The organism is Planktothricoides sp. SR001 (assembly GCF_001276715.1).
Lineage (GTDB): Bacteria > Cyanobacteriota > Cyanobacteriia > Cyanobacteriales > Laspinemataceae > Planktothricoides > Planktothricoides raciborskii.
Genome location: NZ_LIUQ01000031.1, coordinates 1 through 25,230, shown reverse-complemented (window position 1 = coordinate 25,230; position 25,230 = coordinate 1). Strand labels below are relative to the sequence as shown.

20 protein-coding genes and 1 pseudogene are annotated in these 25,230 nt (G+C 42.5%); 9 read left to right on the top strand and 12 right to left on the bottom strand.

Annotated features, from left to right (window positions below; genetic code table 11):
• Positions 1-224 precede the first annotated feature (224 nt).
• Positions 225-446 (bottom strand): membrane protein insertion efficiency factor YidD, encoded by a 222-nt coding sequence (yidD, locus tag AM228_RS29860; protein ID WP_072160823.1) that lies wholly within the window; start codon positions 444-446, stop codon positions 225-227.
• Between the two features lie 74 nt (positions 447-520).
• Between yidD and AM228_RS17750 the strand changes: the two genes are divergently transcribed.
• Complete coding sequence (locus AM228_RS17750; protein ID WP_190879947.1) at positions 521-1,225, top strand: diacylglycerol/polyprenol kinase family protein; 705 nt, start codon at positions 521-523, stop codon at positions 1,223-1,225.
• Positions 1,226-1,416: 191 nt separating this feature from the next.
• Here the strand turns inward: AM228_RS17750 and AM228_RS32950 are convergent, their stop codons facing one another.
• On the bottom strand, positions 1,417-1,632 hold the full coding sequence (locus tag AM228_RS32950) for a hypothetical protein (protein ID WP_156331870.1): 216 nt from the start codon (positions 1,630-1,632) through the stop codon (positions 1,417-1,419).
• A gap of 177 nt (positions 1,633-1,809) precedes the next feature.
• Here AM228_RS32950 and AM228_RS17745 point away from each other — a divergent pair, with 177 nt between their 5' ends.
• On the top strand, positions 1,810-2,637 hold the full coding sequence (locus tag AM228_RS17745) for a transposase (RefSeq protein ID WP_231636845.1): 828 nt from the start codon (positions 1,810-1,812) through the stop codon (positions 2,635-2,637).
• Positions 2,638-2,933: 296 nt separating this feature from the next.
• Here the strand turns inward: AM228_RS17745 and AM228_RS35400 are convergent, their stop codons facing one another.
• The 4 genes and pseudogenes from AM228_RS35400 to AM228_RS31075 all read right to left on the bottom strand — a co-directional run.
• Positions 2,934-4,010: a GUN4 domain-containing protein gene (locus tag AM228_RS35400; protein ID WP_054467670.1), complete on the bottom strand. Its 1,077-nt coding sequence runs from the start codon at positions 4,008-4,010 to the stop codon at positions 2,934-2,936.
• A gap of 67 nt (positions 4,011-4,077) precedes the next feature.
• Positions 4,078-5,463, bottom strand: coding sequence for a hypothetical protein (locus AM228_RS35395; protein WP_054467667.1), 1,386 nt, complete (start codon positions 5,461-5,463; stop codon positions 4,078-4,080).
• A gap of 156 nt (positions 5,464-5,619) precedes the next feature.
• Complete coding sequence (locus AM228_RS17725; protein ID WP_054467666.1) at positions 5,620-6,780, bottom strand: hypothetical protein; 1,161 nt, start codon at positions 6,778-6,780, stop codon at positions 5,620-5,622.
• Between the two features lie 391 nt (positions 6,781-7,171).
• A pseudogene (locus AM228_RS31075) lies at positions 7,172-7,505 on the bottom strand (aconitase family protein); the annotation flags it as partial.
• A 181-nt stretch (positions 7,506-7,686) separates the two neighbouring features.
• Between AM228_RS31075 and murJ the strand changes: the two are divergent.
• Positions 7,687-9,342 carry a murein biosynthesis integral membrane protein MurJ gene (gene murJ, locus AM228_RS17715; protein ID WP_054467662.1) on the top strand — a complete coding sequence of 552 codons (1,656 nt, stop codon included), beginning with the start codon at positions 7,687-7,689 and terminating at the stop codon, positions 9,340-9,342.
• Positions 9,343-9,479: 137 nt separating this feature from the next.
• Here the strand turns inward: murJ and AM228_RS32945 are convergent, their stop codons facing one another.
• Positions 9,480-9,620 carry a hypothetical protein gene (locus tag AM228_RS32945; RefSeq protein WP_156331869.1) on the bottom strand — a complete coding sequence of 47 codons (141 nt, stop codon included), beginning with the start codon at positions 9,618-9,620 and terminating at the stop codon, positions 9,480-9,482.
• A 12-nt stretch (positions 9,621-9,632) separates the two neighbouring features.
• Here AM228_RS32945 and AM228_RS17710 point away from each other — a divergent pair, with 12 nt between their 5' ends.
• Both AM228_RS17710 and AM228_RS36275 read left to right on the top strand, forming a co-directional pair.
• Positions 9,633-9,878, top strand: coding sequence for a hypothetical protein (locus AM228_RS17710; protein WP_072160822.1), 246 nt, complete (start codon positions 9,633-9,635; stop codon positions 9,876-9,878).
• Between the two features lie 275 nt (positions 9,879-10,153).
• Positions 10,154-10,288 carry a hypothetical protein gene (locus tag AM228_RS36275; RefSeq protein WP_255353221.1) on the top strand — a complete coding sequence of 45 codons (135 nt, stop codon included), beginning with the start codon at positions 10,154-10,156 and terminating at the stop codon, positions 10,286-10,288.
• Between the two features lie 119 nt (positions 10,289-10,407).
• Here AM228_RS36275 and AM228_RS17705 read toward each other — a convergent pair whose 3' ends face one another.
• Entirely contained in the window at positions 10,408-12,720 is a 2,313-nt protein-coding gene (locus AM228_RS17705) for a GAF domain-containing hybrid sensor histidine kinase/response regulator (protein ID WP_082348931.1), read from the bottom strand.
• A 718-nt stretch (positions 12,721-13,438) separates the two neighbouring features.
• On the opposite strand from AM228_RS17705, the gene cobN reads away from it, so the two are divergent.
• The 3 genes from cobN (at position 13,439) to AM228_RS17690 (ending at position 18,781) form a co-directional block, all read left to right on the top strand.
• A complete protein-coding gene (gene cobN / locus AM228_RS17700) occupies positions 13,439-17,410 on the top strand; it encodes a cobaltochelatase subunit CobN (protein WP_054467658.1) in 3,972 nt (1,323 codons plus the stop codon).
• Between the two features lie 353 nt (positions 17,411-17,763).
• Positions 17,764-18,054, top strand: a complete 291-nt coding sequence (locus AM228_RS17695; protein WP_054467655.1) for a hypothetical protein — start codon at positions 17,764-17,766, stop codon at positions 18,052-18,054.
• Between the two features lie 445 nt (positions 18,055-18,499).
• Positions 18,500-18,781, top strand: a complete 282-nt coding sequence (locus tag AM228_RS17690) for a DUF433 domain-containing protein (protein ID WP_054467654.1) — start codon at positions 18,500-18,502, stop codon at positions 18,779-18,781.
• Between the two features lie 35 nt (positions 18,782-18,816).
• On the opposite strand, the gene AM228_RS17685 is transcribed toward AM228_RS17690, so the two are convergent.
• From AM228_RS17685 to AM228_RS17675, 4 genes are all read right to left on the bottom strand, one after another.
• On the bottom strand, positions 18,817-19,485 hold the full coding sequence (locus tag AM228_RS17685) for a hypothetical protein (protein ID WP_054467652.1): 669 nt from the start codon (positions 19,483-19,485) through the stop codon (positions 18,817-18,819).
• A gap of 229 nt (positions 19,486-19,714) precedes the next feature.
• Complete coding sequence (locus tag AM228_RS32940; RefSeq protein ID WP_054467650.1) at positions 19,715-21,736, bottom strand: bifunctional serine/threonine-protein kinase/formylglycine-generating enzyme family protein; 2,022 nt, start codon at positions 21,734-21,736, stop codon at positions 19,715-19,717.
• A 20-nt stretch (positions 21,737-21,756) separates the two neighbouring features.
• On the bottom strand, positions 21,757-22,203 hold the full coding sequence (locus tag AM228_RS32935; protein ID WP_156331868.1) for a hypothetical protein: 447 nt from the start codon (positions 22,201-22,203) through the stop codon (positions 21,757-21,759).
• 3 nt (positions 22,204-22,206) lie between these two features.
• Positions 22,207-23,067, bottom strand: coding sequence for an alpha/beta fold hydrolase (locus tag AM228_RS17675; protein ID WP_054467648.1), 861 nt, complete (start codon positions 23,065-23,067; stop codon positions 22,207-22,209).
• A gap of 494 nt (positions 23,068-23,561) precedes the next feature.
• On the opposite strand from AM228_RS17675, the gene AM228_RS17670 reads away from it, so the two are divergent.
• Positions 23,562-25,230: ATP-dependent Clp protease ATP-binding subunit (locus tag AM228_RS17670; protein WP_054467646.1), on the top strand; the 1,669-nt coding region annotated here is incomplete at its 3' end.

Here is a 25,230-nt window from a genome sequence, read left to right as displayed (position 1 = left end):
TGTTATTTGTTTGTTGTTGGTTGGGGAACAGGGAACAGGGAACAGGGAACAGGGAACAGGGAACAGGGAACAGGGAACCGGAAGGGGTGCTGGGGTGCTGGGGTGTTCTTTTTCGCCTCTGCTCCAGAAGCTCCTCGGTCGGTGAGCGAAGCCGAACCGCCGCCCCTCTGCACCCCCGCTTCCCTACACCCTACACCCTACACCCTACACCCTCTCTTCAAATATCAATCTATCTTTTCTGGCACTGGGTCATAGCCCCCTGGGTGGAAAGGATTACACCGCAGAATCCGTTTCGTGGCTAACCAACCTCCACGAATAGCGCCAAAACGCTCGATCGCCTCGATCGCGTATTGAGAGCAAGTGGGGTGGAATCGGCAACTGGGTGGAAATAGCGGCGAAATGAGCGATCGATAACCGTGAATCAAGGTAATCATTAATTTTTTCATAGCCTCAGCCCCATAGTCTAATATAGTCTAATAGAGTGATAATGTTTGTGGTTGTTATTAGTTTAATTCTTACCTTGTTCACTTCACTCTTGGAATTGCCATCGGTTCCCGGTTTATGGGTACAAATTACCGTGGTCGGTATTTGGTTGGGTTTTGTGTTGGTTTTAGCGGAAGCGCTGTATCAAGTCACCGATGCAGAGTCAGAAATTGTCCGCAAAATCGTTCACATTGGCACTGGTAATGTGATTCTTTTCGCCTGGTGGTTGCAGGTTCCCGCTTGGGTGGGGATTGCTGCCTCGGTTTTTGCAGCAGCGATCGCCTTATTATCTTATATTTTACCCTTATTTCCTGGGATTAATAGTGTCGGTCGCCACAGTTGGGGGACTTTTTTCTATGCGGTGAGTATTGGCCTATTAATTGCCTGGTTTTGGCCTTTGGAAAAACCCTATTATGCGGCGATCGGGATTTTAATTATGGCGTTTGGGGATGGTTTTGCCGCCTTAATTGGTCGAAAATTTGGTAAACATCCCTATCAATTGTGGGGGGAAAAAAAGAGTATTGAAGGGTCACTAACGATGGCTTTGATTAGTTATGGACTTACGGTGTTAATTTTATGCTCGGTGCAGGGAAATCATTGGCAAATTTGGCTCAGTGCGATCGCGGTTGCCTTTCTTGCGACAGTCTTAGAAGCTTTTTCTAAAATTGGGATTGATAACCTGACTGTGCCTCTGGGTAGTGCCGCTTTCTGTTTTTTATTGAATCAGCTATTATTTTCTTAAACAAAAGAGTACCAGGAGCAGGAAATAAGGGTTTCTGCTGCGGCAGGAGGGTTTCATAGGGGACAAGAAAGAAAAGAAACCGGGTTTCTGAGATAACTTTTGTCACAATACCGAGATTTAAAATAAGAAACCCGGTTTCTGACTAGCGATCACTTATCCAAAAATAAAATAGCGATCGCCAAGATAATTTTTTAAGAATTGAACCACAGAGACACGAAGGACACAAAGAATTCAGCCAAGGGGCGATCGCCTTTTTGCCCACAAGGAGAGAACCGGGTTCTCCGTTGTTTTTGCCTCCCGACCGAGAATTCCAAAAAGAAACCCGGTCTCTGAACCACAGGCGATCGCACCTTTGCCACAGAATAGCGATCGCACACTGCCCAATAAAAAAGCGATCGCTTATCCAAAAATAAAATAGCGATCGCCCATCTTCCTACCAGAAAAGCGATCGCCTTACTAATAACCTACCAGTATTTTTAGTAGGTTGGGTTGAGGTACGAAACCCAACAAACACCCTTAGATCGGCTTGGGTTTCACTTTCGTTCCACCCAACCTACTGCTGAATAGTTTAAAATTGTGATTTAATGGTTGATATCAAAATGATTGAATGTCATGTCATGGTTAAAAATTATTGTAACTCTTGTTTTCATATTACCTCCCGTTGTAATAATCGTGAATTTCGCTTAACCCGTTTAGAATGTCGTCAAGTATTTTTATATATCCTTAAAAAAGCTATACAAAAATATAAATTTAAGCTCTATTGTTTATGTATAATGTCTAATCATATTCATTATTTAATAGAGCCACAAAAAACAGAAGATATACCAAAAATTATGCACTATCTTAACTGGTTTTCTGCTATGTGTTTTAATCGAATGTTAAACCGCACAGGACATTTTTGGGAAAAAAGATATCATTCTACTAGCTTTTCTAATAGCGATCTAAGACGGGGTTTAAATACTCTTAGATATATTCATGCTAACCCTCAAGCGGCAGGTATGCAAAAGGGTTTTTTCTATGATTTTAGTAATTATGGAGTCTATGAAAGACTAGGTGATGATGGTTTAACTACTTGGCATCCAGCCTTCCTTGCATTGGGAGAAAACTTAACGGAATGTAGTGAAAAATATCGCAAGTTTTGTTATCAATATCAACCTCAAGAAAAAAAATCTAAAGGTTTTCATTGGGGTAGTAAGTTGTTACCTAAATTAGCCAGAAAAAAGAAATCAACTAATAATAAAAATAAGCAAAATAACAAAAATAAAAAAGTTGATGAGGAAGCTAAACAACAATATGAAATATGGCGAGAAAATAATCCTGAAATTATTGAGGTAGCTGAAAAATTTATCTTTGCTAATTGTTATAATCCTCACCATGTCGGGGAATTTCTCAATAATTATGAATATTATTGATTTTCACGCTCTGGGGTATGGCATCGTTCACTGGTGTCAAGGAGAAATTGATGTCATGCCCCTACAAGGGATTCTTGTGTCTAAATACAGATTTATGACATATTTTATGTATAATATGCTACAATTTAACTCCAAAAAGTCGGAGATTTTAAATAGCTTAATTTTGGAAGCATAAATTTTTGCAAATCCCCGACTTTTTAACGCCCCCCTAACAGGTAATGAAACCCTACAAACCTGACACACCGTGCCAAAACCTTTGATAAAAAATACTTATTTTTCCGTAAAAGCTTTATGTGCTATAGTCTAGAGCAGAGAAAAGAGAAACTATTACGGTTTGCCGCCCCCACAATACCCCCAAACGCCCCCGGGAGGTGTCCGGGTAGTGTATTTGTATTAAAAGTGAAACCAGAGGGATAGCTCAACCAATTTCCTCCTTTGCGCCAACCAACGATATCGGCGAGTTTACAATATTTATCATAATCTAACTCACCTACTTTACCACCAACTTGCGGGGAAGTCCAGATATCCCTTTGCACAGAAAAACCAAACTTACCATCACTATACTTAAGCCATAGCTTATCCATAGTGCGTAGATCAGTGCGAGGAAAATTCTGTAGATCGCTACTATAAACACTACCCCAACTAGACTTGCCCATAGCTTCTAACATTCGGGCTGAGGTTTCCTCATCAGCTTTTTGCCATTCACCATTTTTCAAATAATCCCGTAATGGACGATAATCAATGCCTTTCTCTGATTTTAACTGATTTAATTCTTCTTCCTCAGCCTTACGTCTTGCTTCTTCCTCGATCTTACGTTTAGCCTCAGCTTCTCGTTTCCGTTTTTCTTCTTCAGCCTTACGTTTAGCCTCAGCTTGGCGTTTTTCCTCTTCTTGACGGAGTTTATTATTCCATTCTTGTTGTAAATCAGTCAATTTCTGACTAGAATATCCTAAAGTTACCGCTTGATTATAGTTAGCTAAAGCCATCTCATAATTCCTTAATTTTACATAAGCATCTCCCCGTAAATCGTAAAATTCTGCTCGTTGGGGTTGTAAAGTAGTGGCTTTATCTAAATCTGCGATCGCATTTTGATAGTTTTCTAAACCATAAAAAGCCTTAGCACGCTGGTAATAGACATCCGCTTGAGGATTAAGTTTCATAGTGCGATCGAAGTCAAGACGAGCAAAATCATAGTTTTTTGCTTGTAAATGCTCCAAACCACGCTGATAACAGGATGTAGCAATATTGAGAAAATGGGTTTCTCCTAAGTTTTGCAACAATTGATTAAGAGACTTGACAAAATTAGCATCTTCTGGTAAAAGATTCTTGCTAATTTCAGTAATAAGCTCCTCTCTAGTAAGTTGATTAGTCATTTTTGACCTCCAAAGTTTTTTGGGCGTTTTTTGTTGGGTTGCGCTGTCGCTTAACCCAACCTACTTTCTACTTTCTTTGTTTTAACCAAGTTTGCATGATTTTTTCTACCTGCTCCTCAAAGGTATAACGAGAAGGAATATTTTGGAGAATATTTGCCCATTGTAAACGTAAATCTATCATAATCGCTGGTTCTATTTGCTCTAAAGCATCAAACAATTGATTAGAATAGTCGATCACGGCTTTAGTGAGATTTAAACGCTCCTCATCAGGAAGATTAGCTTCATCGAATAAATCAGACAATAGGCTAGGTAAGAGGGGTAATTGACGATTTGGGGCGTAAATTAAGAAATATTCATCTGTCACCATCCCCACATGAATACAGTGTAAAAGCTCCATATAATGGGTGAAGGTTTCTCTACTACGGCGACTAAATTCCGCGCGATCGTAGTCTGTTTGAATTTGTCGCCCTTCAAGTTGCCATTTTTTGAGGAGATTCTGGGAAATTTCGCTAATTGTATCTTGCCAGCGGAATTTACGCACTACGGTTTTAAATCTTGCGTCATCAAAGTCATTATTCCAAAAACCGATATTAATGTTGAAAAATGATTCTTCTACTTCCGTTTCTAAGACTAATACGGGAATAGAATTTAATTCCCTGAAGATATCATTAACTGCTGACTCCGCACGGCGATTTTTAGTCACCCATTCCCCCGCCATAAATTTAATGGGGCGTTGTTTCTGGGTATATTGCTCGAATAATTCCCGTAATGCTCCTGAAAGGGTGGCTTCCATCATAGGAAATTGACTCTGGGCGGTAGCATTAGGTAGGGGATCGTAACGTAAGACGGGTGGAGAAAAGAAGACAGTTAAGGGAATTTCTGAGCGATTTTCAACGGTTTTGAGGATGTCATCAGCTACAGAAAAGACGGGATTATTGCGATCGCGCCTTTGATCATCTCGGTTTTGTTTGTCTCTTTGACGGTTAATTTGAGCATTAAGTAAGGTAATTTCTAGGGAAAATTGGCGATCTGTTTCGGTTTTCCAGCGTTGAAAGGCGATACTATCAGCTTGGAGTGCTATTTGTAATTCTGCTTTGAATTGTTCGATCGACTCAGTAAATTCCCTTTGTTTTTGGGCTTCTAATGCGTTAAATACTTGACGCATTTTTTCTTGTTGAATTAGGGTTTCTGCTTCAATTTGTTTAAGTTGTAAGCTAAATTCTTTGTCTTCTTGACGCTCTCTTGCTCTCACTGCTTGACGTGCTAATTCCATTTTAGCGTCAAATTCCATGCGTTTAATACCAAGCTCAAAGTTAGCATGATCTCGCTGTTGAGCTAATTCTACAGATTTAGCTTGAGTAGTTATAGAGCGGGTTTGATTAATTGCCATTAATCCGGGGGCGATCGCGCTTGCTACTTTAGCAATACCATTAATAATAGAACCAAGACTCATAAAATTAAAACTTTTTTTGTTTTGTTTTGTTTTGATGTTGGGTTGCGCTACGCTTAACCCAACCTATTTTCTAAAATATAATTACCTGAGATTTTTCTAGGGTTTTAGTCATAATTTTCTCAAAAAAACATTGAGAAATAAAACATAACTATACACCTATCCTATCAAATTTAGTAAATAATAAGCTGCATTAGCAAAACCACTATGATTAGTGTCTGAAATTACCATTACTCCCTGAGCATTATGAATACGACCACAATCATCTATATAGCCAACTTTAATATCTTGAGAATCGTAAATATTCATATCTGTACCAATACGACCTTTGTAAGTAGTATAAGTACCATGATATGATGAATCAGTATAAAATTTGCGTCCTACACAATGACCCCGAATATGTCCATCTATATAGAAATCCTTGCGATCGCTACCAAATCCATAATCATCACAGCCTCTGAATGCCATACCATGATCGTGGTTTTCTGCTAAATTATTGTGATGAATTTCAGTAGAAGCAATATAACCATGACTAGCGTTCATTGCTTCCTGAAACTGATCAAAAGGAATTTCTAAACCTCGTCCATCTGGTGATGAAGAATCATTAACAATAACGTAGGAATTATGAGAATTAATTGGGTCAAGTTCAACACCAATTACCTGCACAACATGATTAGCTTCTGCTCCTTGATATTGATGAGTATCAAATAAATCAGGCGCGGTTTGTCCTAGAATTGAGTTATGATCTGGTAAGTTAATTATATCGGCACTTACTCCTACAAAAACTTCCTCATGTTGATTTAATTTAGTAGCTATTTCATCAATTGTAACGCCATAGTGATGCTCTACATTTACACCAGTTTGTTCAGTAATTAATTTACCAAAATCTTCCGCAGGTGTACCAATATGGGAGCTATACCAATGATTTTCTTGAGCATGATTTAGTAATTGTTCTTGAGAATAAGATTGATGATTAATATGTTCGATCGCACTTTGTTGAGTAGCAATACCACAAGCATCTGACGATATTTGTTGATGCCAATTGTTCATTTCTTCCGCTGGATTACCGATAACGATCCCATGAGGATGATTGGGATCAAAATGTTGATGAGCATCTAAATCATTAAAACTATTATGGTTTAGTCCATAGCTATCTCCATAATAGTCATTATTAGAGAGCAGATTACTATGCTGTTCATTTAGGTTATGAGAAGTATCGATATGTGTATGATTATCATGTCCAAAATCCGGTGAACTATTCCCATCTTGGGAATCATTGGGATTGAAAAAGACGGGAGTCAGGGGAATTGGTGAAAACATAGTTAAAATTCCTCTCCTGGTAAAATCTGATAGTCTAGGGCTACACTATTGAGGTTGGCGGATTAAAATTACAACACTTACAAAACTTACAAAACTTTACAAATAGAACGATAAGACATGGGGGGTAAAAAATCCTCCTTATTCTTAATATCGGGGCTAGTAGCCAAAATTATGCAAATCCAATTGCAAAAATTAGGCTCAAAAGTTTACTTGACAAAGCTTTTAGGCGATTTTTTATTTGAAATCTCAGTTCTAGCCGCCCCCACTATGCACTAAATCGATCCTAAATTTTTGATAATTAACTTCATATAAATTAATCTTTAAATTAGTTTTACCTGATATTATAAAGTAACTGAAGGAGTGAGTTATGACAACTGACTCCATAACTATACTAAACCAAAACATCCCCCAACTTAAACATCTTGTCCACAGGAATCACCCGTCCGAGATCCTCAAAACCCTCAATCTCATCAAAATTGAGATAAGGGTATAAATCACCCTTAAACGGATTAACATGAAAGCGCCACAATCGTCATATATTCCTCAAGAGTGGCAATCTTACCTAGTATAGCACAAACCGCCGCTAATTCCGCCGAACCTAAATAGACTTGCGCTCCCTTACCCAGATGATGATTAAAATTACGGGTTGAGGTAAAGAATACAGTGAGATTATCCTCTACACGGGCTTGATTTCCCATACATGGAGAACATTCGGGTATTTCTGACCAATACAAAGATAAGATACCATAAATCGCCAAGTCGGACAACGCCCTATATCTATATAATTAAACCCCAAGAGTAATTCATATCACATTACTAATCATAAAAATTTCTCCCTTCACCCATCAGAATACTGCCAATTAACGCTTAAATAAGGAAAACCACTATAGGAACTCGTAACCATTCGTGTCTGAACAGAAAAAAGCCGCTCGTTCTTTAGCGGGAATTGCCGGAATTGTGGCCGTAGCCACATTGATTAGTAAAGTTTTTGGCTTAGTCCGTCAAGTAGCGATCGCCGCTGCTTTTGGGGTAGGTGCCGCCTTCGATGCCTATAATTACGCCTATGTAATTCCCGGATTTTTGTTAATCCTCCTTGGTGGAATTAATGGCCCATTTCACAGTGCCATCATCAGTGTATTGGCGAAGCGGGACAAAGAAGAAGCCGGGCCCTTGGTAGAAACCATCAATACCTTAGTCACTAGCTTATTGCTGCTGGTGACGATCGCCTTAGTCATATTTGCCGAACCTCTGATGACTTTGGTAGCGCCCGGATTGAATATTACCGAAGCCCAAGCATTAGCCCAGGGCATGACCCCGGAAAATTTTCAAACCCTACAAATGACCAAAGATATTGCCATTGAACAATTTAGAATTATGGCACCGTTGGCCATGTTAGCGGGTTTAATTGGCATTGGGTTTGGCACCTTAAACGCTGCGGATCAATATTGGTTGCCGTCCATTAGTCCCCTATTTTCTAGTGTGGCCTTAATTGGCGCGATCGGGATTTTAGCCTTGGATCTCGGTAGCCAAATTACTGCCCCAGAATATGCCTTACTCGGTGGTAGAGTCTTGGCTTGGGGCACCCTCGCTGGGGCAATTTTGCAATGGTTAGTCCAGTTAATTGCCCAATGGCGTAGCGGTTTGGGTACATTGCGGCTGCGGTTTGAATTTAACCGTCCCGGAGTGAAAGAAGTGATGCAGGTAATGGGTCCGGCCACCCTTTCCTCCGGGATGCTGCATATTAATGTTTATACGGATTTATGGTTTGCCTCGTTTATTCCTCAAGCGGCTGCCGCGTTGGGTTATGCCGGTTTATTAGTGCAAACCCCGTTAGGAATTATTTCTAATATGTTGTTGGTGCCCTTAATGCCGGTGTTTTCCCGGTTAGCCGACCCGCAAAATTGGCCGGAATTAAAAGACCGCATTCGCCAAGGGTTAGTGTTGACGGGAATTACTATGCTACCAATGGGCATTTTAATGATTGTTTTGGCGGTGCCCATTGTCCGGGTGGTGTATGAACGGGGGGCTTTTAATCCAGAAGCTTCGGCGTTTGTCGCCCCCATGTTGATGGCTTATGGGGTGGGGATGTTTTTTTATCTCGGTCGTGATGTGGTGGTGCGCGTGTTTTATGCGTTGGGAGATGGGGAAACGCCATTTCGCGTCAGTATGGTAAATATTGTCCTCAATGCTATTCTCGATTATTTGTTCGTCCAAAGTCTTGGGGCACCGGGTTTGGTTTTGGCAACAGTTGGGGTGAATATTACCTCGATGGTGGCATTGTTGTGGTTGCTAGACCGGAAATTAAATGGGTTGCCGATTTTAAGTTGGAGTGGCGCGATCGCCTCTTTAACTGCTGCCAGTTTCGTTGCCGGGGCTGCCAGTTGGGGCATCTTGTGGGGTATTGAGCAAATTTTAGGCACTCAGGGTTTCCTAATTGTGATTTTAGAATTAGCGATCGCGGGTTTAGGAGGGTTAGCGGTATTTGCCTTAATTGCCACCCAATTAAAGTTAGAAGAAGTGGATATTTTTGTAGACCGTGTGCGGCAAAAGTTAGGGCGATAGTTGATTGTTGATTGTTGTTGGTTGTTTGTTGTTTGTTGTTGGTTGATTGTTGATGGACGATATTGCTGAGGTAGGATAGTAGGGGTGTAGGGGCAAAGCATTCGGGCAGCTAATTCTCGGTTTTTACAGGTAATTTTTTACCCGAATGCTTTGCCCTTACCGGCAGTTAATCGCGTTTTCACAGTTAAAATAATTCCCCGAATGCTTTGCCCTTCCATCTTATAGGCGCGATCGCTGGTAAATTCTGTTCTATAATCATAGAAGTTAAACCTTATCATATCCTCAACCCCATGAAAGGCTACATACAAGGACAAACCATTATTCTCATAGAACCCTTGCCGGAAAATCTCCGAGAAGGTGATGAAGTAGATGTTTCAATTGCCATCAAACCACAGAAAACATATCCTTTTCCTACATTTCAGTTAGGAGTTAAAGACGAATATCTGAATCGGGAAAAAATATATGAAAAAAATTTATTGTTGGATAGAAAAGAATTAATTCAAGCTACTTATTTTAACCAGAATTTTGAACAGTAATTTTGAAATTCTTTATTCTACTGAAGAGAGAGTATAAAAAGTCTTAGAGTTAGCAGTAAATCATAACATCACTTCAGCTAAAATATTCGATATTCGGATAGCGGCTTTGATGTTTACAAAATTGATTATTTGGCTACTTACAATATTACTCATTTTCAGGGAATCCCAAAAGTAAATCCTTTGAAACCATCAGAAATTTTGAATCTTGTTCATAACTCAACTAACTGATGTTCAGGCTTGACCGTTAACATACTGTCTAGTTTAAGCATAATATATTGCTGAGAAAATATCGGAAGGTGGTGAGGCGCGATCGCACCACTTCCCTATACTTTAAAAAGCGCGATGCCGCTTTGATCGGATCCAGAGGCGCGATCGCCTCTTTAACTACTATTTGGTTGCCGGTAGGCTAAAGGAAGTGGAATCGGACGAGGGCAAAAAGGGGCGTTTTCGCCGGATGTTACTCTTCGGTGAACCTGTCATATTGTACCGCCGTAATATCCCCTCAAAAACATTCCCCATCTCCATAAAATTAACTTGCAAAAAAAGCCTTTATTTTATTTATAAAAAACTCTGGATTAATGGGTTTAAGTAAATAGTCATCAGCCCCAGCTTCCCAAAAATTTGTCAAATCTTCTGGGAGCAACTCAGGACTCATTAATACTAATATTTTTAATAAACTGGTTGAGTCGTTGCTGCGTAACTCTTCGATGAGTTCACAATCTTCAATGTCCGATAAAGGAGTATCAATAATCACTAATTTAGGTTGTAACACTTCTATATTCATTAGAGCATGAATGGCATCAACCAGCCAAACCACTTGATAACCAGCATTGGTGAGCAAGTCACAAAAAAATGTGGCAGTTTCTTCATCTTCTTCAATTAAAACAATTCCCCCTAGGGGATTATGATTCATTTCCATGTCGCTGACCGATGGATTATGGTTAAATTTTTTAATGGGTAATCCTACGGTAAAAATTGACCCAAATCCCACTTCTGAAGTGACATTAATCCAACCGCCATGTAGTTCTACGAGTTGTTTGGTTAAAGCCAAACCAAGTCCCGTTCCTTCATATCGGCGATGATATGAACTGTCTAACTGTTGAAATTTATTGAAAATCAGCGGTCTATGCTCTGGAGAAATGCCAACCCCGGTATCTTCAACTTGCAAAATCATATGATGAGATTCTCGCCAAACTCTGACAGTCACTTTGCCTCCAGCAGGCGTGAATTTTATGGCATTACTTAATAAGTTATAAAAAATTTGTTGAATTCGCCGGGAATCAGCAATTAGCTGGTCTTCTTCTGGTTTAAGCTGAAAGTCTCTCTGTAAAGAAATTTCGCTATCACGGGCTTCTTCTGACATTTTACTCAACATTTGATCCGCCATTTGAATTAAAGAAATTTTTTGCAGATTTAACACAGCGTTGCCCGCTTCGAGTTGGGAAATTTCCAGGATATCATTAATCAATTCTAGGAGATGTTCGCCGCTATCATGGATGGTTTTTAGATAATGGCGTTGCTTATCACTCAGTTGACCAAATGACCAACGGAGCAAGGTGGAAGACATCCCGATTACGCAAGTTAAAGGAGTCCGCAATTCGTGACTCATCGCCGCCAAAAATTCACTTTTAGATCGGCTGGCTGCTTCGGCGGCAATCAAGGCATCCCGTAGGTCTTGGTTCTGATGGTGAAATCTTTCTTCTAAAATTTGTTTGTGTTCCTGTAGCTGACGATATAGCAAGGCTTGACTAATAGCGATCGCCAAATGATCGGCAATATCTCGGAGAAATCGCCGATCGTTTTCTTGCCATTCACGAATTGTAGAACATTGATGAGCAATCAGGAGACCCCAAAGTTTTTCCTCGACCACAATTGGCAACAATAGCTCAGACTTCACCTGAGCTTTTTGCATAAATTCTAATAATTTTTTTTGATTTTTATAGGCGATATTAATATCACTAATGGCTAAAGTCAATGGGTTAGATGTTATATTGTTTAAGTCTAAATGGGAGACTAAATCGTTTTGCAATTCTAACTCTAGAATCGAAGGAATCTCTGATGAGGTTCTCGATTCATAGGTTGTGCAACCCCAATAATGATTAGATTCGGTCTGACTCGGTGGGACAGCCGAATGCTCTTTTTTGCATGACTTGTCTGAGTTTTTAAGTAGGTGGTTTTGAGCGAATTCATAGATTAAAAGTCGATCCACATCTAAACACCGCCGCACTTCTTCAACCGCTGTTGACAAAATAACTGGTAATTCTAGGCTTTGGCGAATTTGAGTGGTGACTTGATACAGGAGTTTTTCTTGTTTAATCTGTTGCTGTAAGGCATTTTCAATTGGTTGACAAATTGACACATATGGATATTCATTTTCATAACTCAGCAGCGATGTTTCGGCTTCGCTCGCTCCCTCGCTGGAGATAAGTTCTAGTAAGCGGATCGTAAATTGACTTTGGATTTTAGCATCGTTGGGTTCAAGGGGCTGACAGGCTGCTTTTATTTCGGCTATGCGATCGCCGGATAAGTCTGATAAACTGCTTAATTGATTACAAAAACTCGCGATCGCCTCGGTTTCAAAAGTTAAACCGATCTGAATTCGCTGTCTTGGGTGGCTGGTGGCGGATGATTTTTCACCAATCAAGACTAGGGCTTTAAATTTTTCTGACAAAAATAAAGTAAAATCTTCACATTTTGTTGCGGTGACCGTCGCCACTAAATCACACGCCAAATGTTCCCTAATCCATAAAGCATTTAGAGGGGAAATCATTTCCTCAAAAGCCCGGAACAACCGAGGGATTACATCACCACTTAATTCACAACTTATCTCGAAATCTAGCATATCTCAAAAACGATCTTATTTTACATTACATTTAAAGCGAAAACACCATAAAGAATAGTTTCTCAAACCCTGGCAAAAATCTAAAAAAATAATTAACTTTAAAATTTCCGGGTTTGATTTTTATTATGGTTAGCATTAATAATTCATAAATTTTAATTTTTAAGTCATATATTTAGGCCATGAAAAATTTAACCTGGATTGATTATAGCACCAAATAATTTTATTTAATGAATGATTGTAGCTTAGGCGATCGCAAAAAAACCTTAATATTTATTAAGTTATTCTAAATTTATATAACCGTCGAGGGATGATTTCGCCAATGATTTCGCTTCGATAATGGCTGACTTATTCCTAAAGAATTAATTTGAGTGCGAGTAAATGGGATGGATGAATGTCTATTATAGATTATACAGATTAATTGTAGTTCCTGTTTGGGTTCTGAGTATCACAGAGTAGTTTTTAGTAAATTTTGGCTGTTTAATATACCATATCGATCCAGAAAAATCTAAAAATCTATCTAAAGTTTTAATATTTTGGTCAGATTTCAGAAATTAGGACTTATCCACATCTGTCTGGGGTCTTTGTCCCAGAAACCAGATTTTTTCTTGTTTTTGCCAAATTCTCGATCGCGAAAAAACCTGGTTTCCCTTTCTCCTTTCTACCGCTTCAGCAAAAATGGTCTAAACTGAATTGCTGTACTTTCGGAGATTCAATTATTATGCACCGTCTCGCTGCAATTCCCGGAGGCTGGAATTCTGAAACGGAAGGGGTCATTTTTGTGGAACAAACCCCGGCGCCAGTGGTGTTCCTCACTGCTGCGGATACGGATATTCAAGTGTTTTCTGCCGCTATCACCCAATTGCCCAAGGATTTCCCTGGGTTACGGGTGACGAATTTGTTACAACTTCAGCAGCAGTTGAGTATTGATACTTATGCTGAGGAGGTTTTGGCTAAGGCTGAGGCGATTATTTTGCGGCTGCTGGGGGGTCGCGCTTATTGGTCTTATGGGTTGGAAGTGGTGAAAGCAACGGTGGAACAAACCGGCGGCTATTTGATCGTGTTGCCGGGAGACGATCGCCCGGATCCAGATTTAATGGGTCATTCCACGGTTCCCCTGCGGGTGGTTAACCAAGTTTGGCGCTATTTGACCGAGGGCGGGGTGGAAAATACCCGGAATGCCCTGAAATTTATTGCTGACAATTGTTTGGGCAAAAATTATCAACCTCCGGCGCCGGTTTCGGTGCCCAGGGTGGGTCGATATGATTGGCTGTCAACAAATCCAGATATCGGGTTTTTAGATCCCCGGTTTTTTGAAAAAACCGGGGATCTTGCCGAAACCTCAGAAACCGGGTTTTTTCAAAAAACCCGGTTTCTTGCCCCGTTTCTTGCCTCTAAAATAGGCATTTTATTTTATCGTGCTCATTATTTGGCGGGGAATATGGCCCCCATTGATGCCCTTTGTGCGGCATTGGCTAAAAGAGGTTTAGACCCGGTGCCTTTGTTTGTTTCTTCCTTGCGCGATCGCGATGTGCAAGCCGAAATTTTATCTTATTTTCAAGATATTCAAGTTATTTTGAATACTACCGGATTTGCGATCGCTCAAGAGTCTGTGTCTAGTTCTCAGTGTAATTCTCAGTCTCATTCTCAGTCTAACGATCAAAATTATACTAAATCATCAAATAATATCTCATTTTGGCAACAGCTTGATGTGCCAGTTTTGCAAGTTATTTTGAGTAGTGGCACTGAGGAACAATGGCGATCGGGATTTCAAGGACTTTCCCCTCGCGATTTGGCGATGAATGTGGCATTGCCAGAGGTAGATGGACGGATTATTAGTCGGGCAATTTCTTTTAAATTAGTCCAAACTCAGGATAATAATATTGAAACTCCCGTGGTAGTTTATCAGCCGGTGCGCGATCGCATTGAATTTGTGGCTGACTTGGCAAAAAATTGGGCAAAATTGCGGCAAACTCCTCCAGAAAAACGCCGAATTGCTTTAATTTTAGCTAATTATCCCACCCGTGATGGTCGTTTAGCGAATGGGGTGGGTTTGGATACCCCCGCAAGCTGTGTGGAAATCCTCAAAGCTTTGCAAAAAGCGGGTTATTTTGTCAGCGATATTCCCGCTGATGGAGATGAGTTAATTACTCGACTAACTACGGGGATTACTAATGACCCAGAAGGGCAAACATTTCGCCCGGTTTGGCAACAGTTACCCCAGGGAGAGTATCAGAGTTATTTTAGCACATTGCCGCCAGAAGTGCAAGCCCAAATTAGCGATCGCTGGCAAAATCCAGAGACTATATTAAATAGTGATATTCCCATTTCTGGGATTCAGTTGGGGAATATCTTTGTGGGAATTCAACCCTCTAGAGGCTATGACCTTGACCCTAGTTTCAATTATCATGCACCGGATTTAGAACCGACTCATCATTATTTAGGGTTCTACTATTGGCTAAAACAGCATTTTCAGGCTGATGCAATGGTGCATATCGGCAAACATGGAAATTTAGAATGGCTACCGGGTAAAGGGGTAGCTTTATCGGAAAATTGTTATCCCGAAATTGCCCTTGGGCCTTGGCCAAATTTATATCCGTTTATTGTCAATGACCCAGGGGAAGGTTCCCAGGCAAAACGCCGCGCCCAGGCGGTGATTATCGACCATTTAACCCCACCAATGACTCGCGCTGAGTTGTATGGGCCGCTGTTGGAATTGGAAAGATTGATTGATGAGTATTACGAAGCCCAAAATTTAGACCCAAAACGGGTCTCAATTATTCGCGATCGCCTCAGTAAGTTGATTTTTGACCAAAATTTACACCAGGAGTTATCTTTATCGGATAATAATAATGTAAATCAGTCAAAATCCGCCGCTAAGGATGATGAAATTACCGATATTATTGCCAATTTAGACGGATATCTCTGTGAGTTAAAAGAGGCACAAATTCGCGATGGGCTGCATATATTTGGTCAATGTCCCCAAGGCAGACAATTACGAGATTTAATCGTCGCGATCGCCCGTTGTCCTGGTGTGGGTCGGATGGGATTAACTCGTGCATTAGCAGAAGATTTAGGGCTAGATTTTGACCCCTTAACCGTCGATCCCGCTTTCATCCATCCCCAATATGGGCATATTGGAGAAGCGATCGAACAGTTAGAAAATATCGCCGCCGAATTAGTCGAACAGGTGATGCAAAACCCCGGAAAATTTTCTAATTTTACCCTAAATTTAGGGGCGATTCGCGAATCGCCCCTACAGGATAATCTAAAAATAAATTTATCGGCAATACCCGGAAAATCCACGGAACAAGAATTAAACTGGATTCGCCAGTTTCTCTTTCCAGCCCTACAAGAAACTCCGCAAGAAATTAGCCAATTAATACATGGATTAAATGGCGGATATGTGCCTAGTGGGGCTTCTGGTGCTCCCACCAGAGGCAGACCGGAAGTATTGCCCACCGGACGCAATTTTTACTCCGTAGATATTCGCGCTATTCCCACAGAAACCGCTTGGGATATTGGCCGCAAAGCGGCGGATGAAGTCATCTTACGTTATACTCAAGAAAATGGCGAATATCCCAAAACTTTAGGGTTATCAATTTGGGGAACTTCCACCATGCGAACCGGGGGAGATGATATTGCCGAAGCGTTAGCATTATTAGGCGTTCGTCCGGTTTGGGATGGCCCTTCTCGTCGGGTAGTGGATATAGAAATTATCCCTTTATCGGTGTTAGGTCGTCCTCGGGTTGATGTGACTTTAAGAATTTCTGGTTTTTTCCGGGATGGCTTTCCGAATTTGATTGATTTATACGATCGCGCAGTAAATGCGGTGGCAAGTTTGGAGGAACCCCCAGACCAAAATCCTTTGGCTTTTCAAGTACAAACAGAAACTAAAATTTGGCAAGAATTAGGACTTAATTCAGAACAGGCAAAGGCGCGATCGCACTATCGGGTTTTTGGTAGTAAACCGGGGGCTTATGGGGCTGGACTGCAAGGGTTAATTGAAGAACAAAACTGGTTAACTGATGAAGACTTAGCCCGGGCTTATATTAATTGGAGTAGCTATGCTTATACCGGCACTTCTACTAGCAATGTGGAAGGGCATTCTGCCCCCGAAGCATTTAACCAGCGGTTAAAAGAAATGCAAATAGTATTACATAACCAAGATAACCGCGAACATGACCTATTAGACTCCGATGATTACTATCAATTTCAAGGAGGTTTAACCGTAGCGGTTCGGTCTGTCACCGGCAAAAATCCGCAAACTTATTTTGGGGATAATTCCATTCCCGAAAAACCGAAAGTGCGACAATTGCGGGAAGAAATTGCCAAGGTCTATCGATCGCGAGTAATTAATCCCAAATGGATCGCTGGGGTAATGCGTCACGGATATAAAGGGGCGTTTGAAATTGCCGCGACTGTAGACTATTTATTTGCCTACGATGCTACAGCAAATTGCGTGCAAGACTATATGTATGAAGGGGTAGCAAATGCCTATATTTTTGATGAGAAAGTGCAGGATTTTATCCAGCAGAAAAATCCTTGGGCATTGCGGGATATGGCGGAACGGTTGTTAGAAGCAAAAGAACGGGGTTTATGGCAAAATGCGCCGGATTCAATGATTTCAGGATTGCGGAATATGGTATTAGAAGCGGAGGGAATTATTGAGAGTAAATCAGATATAAGATAGAGAAACCCCAAGAAACCTCAAGAAACCCGGTTTCTGAGATAGTCTGTAGGGGCAAAGAATTCGGGCGATTAATCTCCGATATTTAGCATAATTTCATACCCGAATGCAATGCCGCCCTGATATTGTGAACAAACCCAGTCACCCCAAAATTAGGGCGAAGCATTCGGGTATGAGGTTATCGGTTTTTTGCCAAAATTAATCGCCCGAATGCTTCGCCCCTACAGGTTTTTATCGTAACCCCCAGAAACCGGGTTTCTTTTTCGCTAAAAACGGATAACTTTGATACTCACAACAGAAACCCGGTTTCTCTACCCCCAAGTGCTACAATAGAGGGTAAAATAAGGAGATAAAATATGCAAGCTTACAAAACCACAGGAACCATCGATCGCGCCGGTAATTTAATTTTAGCGGAACCGCTGAATATTCCCCCAGGAGAAGTAGAAATTATTTTATTGCGATCGATGACGGCAAATCCAGAACCTAACGGGTCAGCCCCCGAACAATCAGCAGAACAGCCAAAACTCAAACGCGCTTCCAAAATTAAAGCATTTGCCGGTTTATTTGAAAAGACCGAACCTGCGCCCCCCGATTTCGATGCAGATGAAGCACGATGGGAAGCCCTCAAGGAAAAATACGACCTATGAAGATTTTAATCGATACCAATATTATGACTCCTAGTGAATTAATTTAGCGGACAAAGAAACCGGGTTTCTTGTTCGCTAAAAACAGATAACTTTGATATTCACAATAGAAACCCGGTTTCTCTACCCCCGCAAGCAACCCCAAGAAACCCCCAGAAACCGGGTTTCTTTTTCGCAAAAAACAGATAACTTTGATATCCACAACAGAAACCCGGTTTCTCTACCCCCGCAAGCAACCCCAAGAAACCCCCAGAAACCGGGTTTATTTTTCGCAAAAAACAGATAACTGCGGATATCCACAACAGAAACCCGGTTTCTGGGATAGTTTTTATGGTAAAATAAAAATGCCAGTGGTATGGTGCGTTAGCTTGCCCTAAATTTAGGGTTTCAAAAGCGAATTAAAACCGAGCCTTAACCCATCAATAATTTATGAATTTTGAAGGTAATCATGGTTCAAGCAACAGAGTATCTTTACATTGTACGAGATGATGAGATTTTGCACGGAGAACCAATTGTCCGAGGCACTCGTACACCCGTTAGAGCAATTGTAGAAACTTGGCGCATGGGTGTCGCACCAGAAGAAATTTCCAAAGGAATGCCTCATTTAACTTTAGCACAAGTTTTTGGCGCATTAACTTACTACAGCGATCATCAAGCGGAAATTAATCGTTATATCGAGCAAAACCGCATTCCCGATGAACTGATTGATCCATTAGTGAGAGATTTGTGAATAGTATTGTGAATAGTTTATTTATTCGTTTGTACTTAGATGAAGATGTTAATGTATTGGTGGCAGAATGCGCGATCTTTTCCCACCCCCCAGAAACCCCCAGAAACCGGGTTTCTTTTTCGCAAAAAACAGATAACTGCGGATATCCACAACAGAAACCCGGTTTCTCTACCCCCGCAAGCAACCCCCAGAAACCGGGTTTCTTTTTCGCAAAAAACAGATAACTTCTGATATCCACCACAGAAACCCGGTTTCTTGTGTCGCGATCGCCTCCTGTTGGGACCCAGAAACCGGGTTTCTTTTTCGCTGAAAACAGATAACTGCGGATATCCACAAAAGAAACCCGGTTTCTCTACCCCCGCAAGCAACCCCCAGAAACCCCCAGAAACCGGGTTTCTTTTTCGCAAAAAACAGATAACTGCGGATATCCACAACAGAAACCCGGTTTCTCTACCCCCGCAATAAACCCCCAGAAACCGGGTTTCTTTTTCGCAAAAAACAGATAACTGCGGATATCCACAACAGAAACCCGGTTTCTCTACCCCCGCAAGCAACCCCCAGAAACCGGGTTTCTTTTTCGCAAAAAACAGATAACTGCGGATATCCACAACAGAAACCCGGTTTCTTGTGTCGCGATCGCCTCCTGTTGGGACCCAGAAACCGGGTTTCTTTTTCGCAAAAAACAGATAACTGCGGATATCCACAAAAGAAACCCGGTTTCTCTACCCCCGCAAGAAACCCCCAGAAACCGGGTTTCTTTTTCGCGAAAAACAGATAACTGCGGATATCACCACAGAAACCCGGTTTCTTTTCTTAGGGACAAACGCGGATATATTTTATTTTCGGATAAGGTTGGCAGCCATTTTTGAAAAAAAAATTTTTCGCGCAAAGCGCGAAGGGGGGAGGGAAAGAGGGAAAAAGAGCAGAGGGAAATTAAGTTCTCGGCAGGGAGATCCCAATACGGAAGCCAACAAAGCGATACCGAAGGCCCGGAACGTGGTAGTTACGATGCGCCGAACGGCAAAACCAGGGACCGTCGTACCAGAAGCCGCCACGCAACAGCCTCAGATTAGAATTTCCCCGAGATGTCCAAGCACTGCCATCGGTCGGCGCACCATTATAATTTTCATGCCAATGGTCTGCACACCATTCCCAGACATTCCCGTGCATATCGTAGAGTCCAAAAGCATTGGGCGGAAAGCTGCCTACATCAGTAGTTTCCCTACGATATACCCCTTCTGGCCCATTACCATAAGTGTAGTTTCCGTCGTAATTCGCTAAATCCGTAGTAATCGTTTCCCCAAAATAAAAAGGGGTGGTAGTTCCTGCGCGACAAGCATATTCCCATTCTGCTTCCGAAGGCAAACGATAATTTTTACCCGTTTTTTGCGATAACTTTTGGCAAAATGCCACTGCATCATTCCAGCTAACATTTTCCACCGGACGATTTAGCCCTTTAAAATTAGAGGGATTATTTCCCATCACTGCTTGCCACTGCTGCTGAGTCACGGGGTATTTAGCCATAAAAAAAGCGGGTACTGTCACCGAACGCTGCGACCCTTCGCTGCTACTTCTCTCTTTCTCTGTTTCTGGGGAACCCATCATAAATGTCCCCCCTGGAATAGCCACCATATCCAGAGTGACACCATTACCTAAGTCTTCTCTGGAATATTCTGCTTGCAGTGATTCGGAGTTAATTTTTTCTCCTCGATCATTTACTTTCACCGTTGTAAAAGAAAAGCGATCCCCCCCTGCCCCCCTTGAAAAGGGGGAAGAATCTTCTTGCCCCCCGCTTGAAACGGGGGGAGAATCTTCTTGCCCCCCGCTTGAAACGGGGGGAGAATCTTCTTGCCCCCCCTTTTTAAGGGGGGGTTGGGGGGGATCTGACCAAACTTCCTGCCACACATACCCTCCCATAATTCCCACTCCCGCAAACCCCGCAATTTTAATCAACTTGCGGCGACTCAAAAATGGCTGAGAAACAAGAGTAGGAGGAACTGTTTGAGTCTTTGGTTTTGGTGGCTGCGGTTTTGGTATCGGTTTTGGTGGCGGATAAAGCTGATATTCTATTTCTGCTAATCTCTGTAAAATCACTCCGGGATTATCCGGTCGCTGACTGGCTTTTCCTGCCATCAACTCATCAATAAAATCTACCAACAGTGGCGATATCTCTTTAGTAAACCCCCGCCACTTTAACTCATTATTATAGGAATCATAAATTGCCGGGTCAGTGGGCAGTTTCCCCGTCAGCAAATAGACAAAAGTTCGCCCCAAGGCAAAAAAATCCGACTGGGGAACTGCCCGGTTATTCTCTTGTTCCGGTGGGGTAAACCCTGCGGAACTAATTTTCGTAATTGCCCCACTATTTTGTTTAGCCATATAAGTCCCGGTCATTTCCCTGACTGTGCCAAAATCAATTAAGGCCAACTTGCCATTAGGTTGGAGCATAATATTAGAAGGCTTAATATCCCGGTGGAAAAAATTCTCTCCATGCACCACTTGGAGAATTTCCGCAATTTCTTTTAACCACTTTAAAGCCATCTTTTGGTCAATGGGACGCCCCCGTTGCCCCAGATATTCTTCTAAGTCCATCCCCTCGATATATTGCATGACAAAACAATGCACGGGATTTTGGCTATTTTTGGGAAAAAATTCAATATATCCATCTCCCTGGGGAATTCCTGGATGCCGTAGTTGCTTGAGAACTGCTGCTTCTTGTTGGAAAAGTTCCACCGCTTTGGCAATGTTCAAAGTCAGCACTTTTAAGACTTTGACTTTGTTATTGTCATATAAATCTTCCACCTGGTAAGTCTTGCCAAAACCTCCTTTGTCACTGAGGAGTTGAGTGACTTTGTAGTGTCCTGCGAGGAGAAGTTCCGATCCACAGGTTTGGCAAAATAGCTGATTGTCAGGGTTTTGCGGTTTTTGGCAGTTGGGGTTGATGCACAGACTCATCTGCTTGATGTGGGTAAGGGCTATTTTATTCTAGCGGGTTTCTGGCGCTTCGACTTCGGCAAAAAAGAAACCGGGTTTCTATGACATTTGTTTGTTGGTGGCAAAGTTTGTCTAAAGAAACCCGGTTTCTCTACCCCAGCAAGCAACCTCAAGAAACCGGGTTTCTTGTTCGCTAAAAACAGATAACCTTGATATCCACAACAGAAACCCGGTTTCTCTACCCCCGCAAGTAACCTCAAGAAACCGGGTTTCTTTTTCGCTAAAAACAGATAACTTTGATATTTACAGCAGAAACCCGGTTTCTGGGGAGTTGACTTCGGCAAAGAAGAAACCGGGTTTCTATAAAAGTTGTTGGTTGGTGGCAAAGGTTGTCTGAAGAAACCCGGTTTCTGGGGTTGGGTTTTTGGGTTATTTGACTTCGGCAAAGAAGAAACCGGGTTTCTATAAAAGTTGTTGGTTGGTGGCAAAGTTTATCTGAAGAAACCCGGTTTCTGGGGTTGTTGTTCGGCTAGAAATTCTTCGACAATGCGGTTAAATGCTGCCGGTTCTACTAAGAATGGCCAATGGTTGCCTGGGGCTTGGCAAATGCGTAATTTTTTTAAGTACGTTTTGTAAGGTTTGAGTTGCCATTCCATCCGATTAACCCCTTTTTCCGGTTGCACAAATAAAGTGGGAATCTGAATCGGTTCGGTAAGCCCGGGGACGCGCATTACTTCTTCAAATATCTCGTTTCGGGCTTCAATGGTACATTTACTTGCCCAAGTTCCGTCGGGTTTTTGTTCTATTCCGGTTTGAAATATTTGTTGTTGTTCCAGACTCCATCCTTGATAAAGGGGTAATGCTTTGGCGCGGTTTTCTGCGGCTTGATATGTGGGGACTGGTTCAATTTCTTTTAAGGATGGTAAGACTCGATATAAAATAGGAAAGGTGAGTTTCATGGCCGCTGGCATTTTGGTGATGAAAATCGGGTCAACTAATACCATGCTGCGAATTAGATGGGGGGATTTTACTGCCCAAATTGGGGCTAGTTTGCCACACCAAGAATGAGCGACGATATGGGTAGATTGCCACCCTAAATGGTCTAATAATGCTTCTAAGTCCGCGATCGCCTCTTTAAAGGTATAGCCAGTTTTGGGCTTACTGCTATCACCATGTCCGCGCATATCCACCGCCACAATATGATAGCGATCGCGTAAATATTCGGCCAAACTTGCCCAAACCAGGGCATGATTAGCCAACCCATGCAACAACAGCAATGGTTCTTTCCCTTGGTTCCATTCCCAATAAGAAAGCTGAATATCCCCTAAATTTAATGTTTGATGTGTAGCCATAGATTAACCAGGAATCAACGATTTATTATTCAGAAATATCACATAAGTAGGTGAACATAATTAATTGCACTTTTCGTTCCCCGCCGATAAGCTTTGGATTCCCGCCTGCGCGGGAATGACAGTTTTTCTTCTAATGGAGTCTGTGGTGCATTTATTCCTGCCTGTAAACTTAGAAGCTCATCAGGGTTTATGGTAGGGATAAGGGAAGGATCGGTGCGATCGCCGGCTCTGACTCCCCGGCGCCGGATTCTCCCTGGACGACCAAAAACCAGCCATTCAGATTTCGTGCCCCCAGAAACACAAATTGACTCTATAATGTGGCACAACAGGGATCGATCTCATGGAAAGTAGGTTTGCCTTCGGTAAACATATCTAAAAACAGTGAGGTAATCCGCCTTGTAATTTGAGCTAAATTTAAAGCACTATATGAAAAGTCATCTCTGTACCTTCGCAGGGAATTTAGTGCCATAAGTGTCTCTTGAGGGAAAAAAGCCATGTTTGAACGCTTCACAGAAAAAGCAATTAAAGTGATTATGCTCGCTCAGGAGGAAGCCCGCCGTCTGGGCCATAACTTCGTGGGTACGGAGCAAATCTTACTGGGTGTCATTGGAGAAGGAACTGGGGTCGCGGCCAAAGTTCTTAAGGCAATGGGGGTAAATCTTAAAGATGCCCGGATTGAAGTAGAAAAAATTATTGGTCGCGGTTCTGGCTTCGTGGCGGTGGAAATTCCCTTCACTCCTCGCGCCAAGCGGGTTTTAGAACTATCCTTAGAAGAAGCCCGCCAATTAGGTCACAATTATATCGGCACAGAACATTTGCTCCTGGGGTTGATCCGCGAAGGGGAAGGGGTGGCGGCACGAGTGTTGGAAAATTTGGGAGTTGACCTGAGCAAAGTCCGCACTGAGGTGATTCGGATGCTGGGAGAAACTGCCGAAGTCACCCCTGGGGCTGGTGGCAGCAAAGGCCGACAAAAAACTCCCACTCTGGATGAGTTTGGCACGAATTTAACCCAATTGGCCGTCGAGGGCAAACTCGATCCCGTGGTGGGTCGGATGAAAGAAATTGAACGGGTGATCCAAATTCTCGGTCGCCGGACTAAGAATAATCCCGTGTTGATTGGAGAACCGGGGGTCGGCAAAACCGCGATCGCCGAAGGTCTGGCCCAACGCATTGTCACGGGAGATATCCCCGACATCCTGGAAAACAAGCGGGTTGTCACTCTGGATATCGGCTTGCTGGTGGCGGGAACCAAGTATCGGGGCGAATTTGAAGAACGGCTGAAAAGCATTATGGATGAGATTCGCTCTCAGGGAGATATTATCCTAGTGATTGATGAAGTCCATACCCTGATTGGGGCTGGGGCAGCGGAAGGGGCGATCGATGCGGCGAATATTCTCAAACCGGCTTTAGCCCGGGGCGAACTCCAATGCATTGGGGCAACCACTCTGGATGAGTATCGCAAGCATATCGAACGGGATGCCGCCCTGGAACGTCGTTTTCAGCCGGTGATGGTAGGCGAACCGACCGTAGAAGAAACGATCGAAATCCTCTTTGGTTTGCGCGATCGCTATGAAGAACACCATAAACTGAAAATTTCCGATCAAGCCCTGGACGCAGCGGCGAAACTGTCCGATCGCTATATTTCCGACCGCTATCTCCCGGATAAAGCCATTGACCTAGTTGATGAAGCCGGTTCCCGAGTCCGTTTAATTAACTCCCAGTTGCCTCCTGCTGCGAAGGAATTGGACAAAGAACTGCGCCAAGTCCTGAAAGAAAAAGATGAGGCGGTGCGTTCTCAAGACTACGATAAAGCCGGAGAACTGCGCGATCGCGAATTGGAAATAAAAGAACAAATTCGGGCGATCGCGCAAAACAAAAAGAAAGACGGCAGCCAAACCCCGGAAATTGCCCCAGTCGTCACCGAAGAAGACATTGCCCACATTGTCTCCTCCTGGACTGGCGTCCCGGTCAACAAGCTGACCGAATCCGAATCGGAAAAACTACTGCACATGGAAGACACCCTGCACCAGCGGATGATCGGACAAGACGATGCGGTCAAAGCCGTATCCCGCGCCATTCGTCGCGCCCGGGTCGGACTGAAAAACCCCAACCGTCCCATCGCCTCTTTTATCTTCTCTGGGCCGACCGGGGTGGGCAAAACCG

Coding starts and splice junctions, on each gene's coding strand:
- yidD (WP_072160823.1), bottom strand. CDS start 446: ATGAAAAAATTAATGATTACCTTGATTCACGGTTATCGATCGCTCATT.
- AM228_RS17745 (WP_231636845.1), top strand. CDS start 1,810: ATGGTTGATATCAAAATGATTGAATGTCATGTCATGGTTAAAAATTAT.
- AM228_RS35400 (WP_054467670.1), bottom strand. CDS start 4,010: ATGACTAATCAACTTACTAGAGAGGAGCTTATTACTGAAATTAGCAAG.
- AM228_RS35395 (WP_054467667.1), bottom strand. CDS start 5,463: ATGAGTCTTGGTTCTATTATTAATGGTATTGCTAAAGTAGCAAGCGCG.
- AM228_RS17725 (WP_054467666.1), bottom strand. CDS start 6,780: ATGTTTTCACCAATTCCCCTGACTCCCGTCTTTTTCAATCCCAATGAT.
- AM228_RS32945 (WP_156331869.1), bottom strand. CDS start 9,620: ATGATAAGGTTTAACTTCTATGATTATAGAACAGAATTTACCAGCGAT.
- AM228_RS17710 (WP_072160822.1), top strand. CDS start 9,633: ATGAAAGGCTACATACAAGGACAAACCATTATTCTCATAGAACCCTTG.
- AM228_RS17705 (WP_082348931.1), bottom strand. CDS start 12,720: ATGCTAGATTTCGAGATAAGTTGTGAATTAAGTGGTGATGTAATCCCT.
- cobN (WP_054467658.1), top strand. CDS start 13,439: ATGCACCGTCTCGCTGCAATTCCCGGAGGCTGGAATTCTGAAACGGAA.
- AM228_RS17695 (WP_054467655.1), top strand. CDS start 17,764: ATGCAAGCTTACAAAACCACAGGAACCATCGATCGCGCCGGTAATTTA.
- AM228_RS17690 (WP_054467654.1), top strand. CDS start 18,500: ATGGTTCAAGCAACAGAGTATCTTTACATTGTACGAGATGATGAGATT.
- AM228_RS32940 (WP_054467650.1), bottom strand. CDS start 21,736: ATGAGTCTGTGCATCAACCCCAACTGCCAAAAACCGCAAAACCCTGAC.
- AM228_RS17675 (WP_054467648.1), bottom strand. CDS start 23,067: ATGGCTACACATCAAACATTAAATTTAGGGGATATTCAGCTTTCTTAT.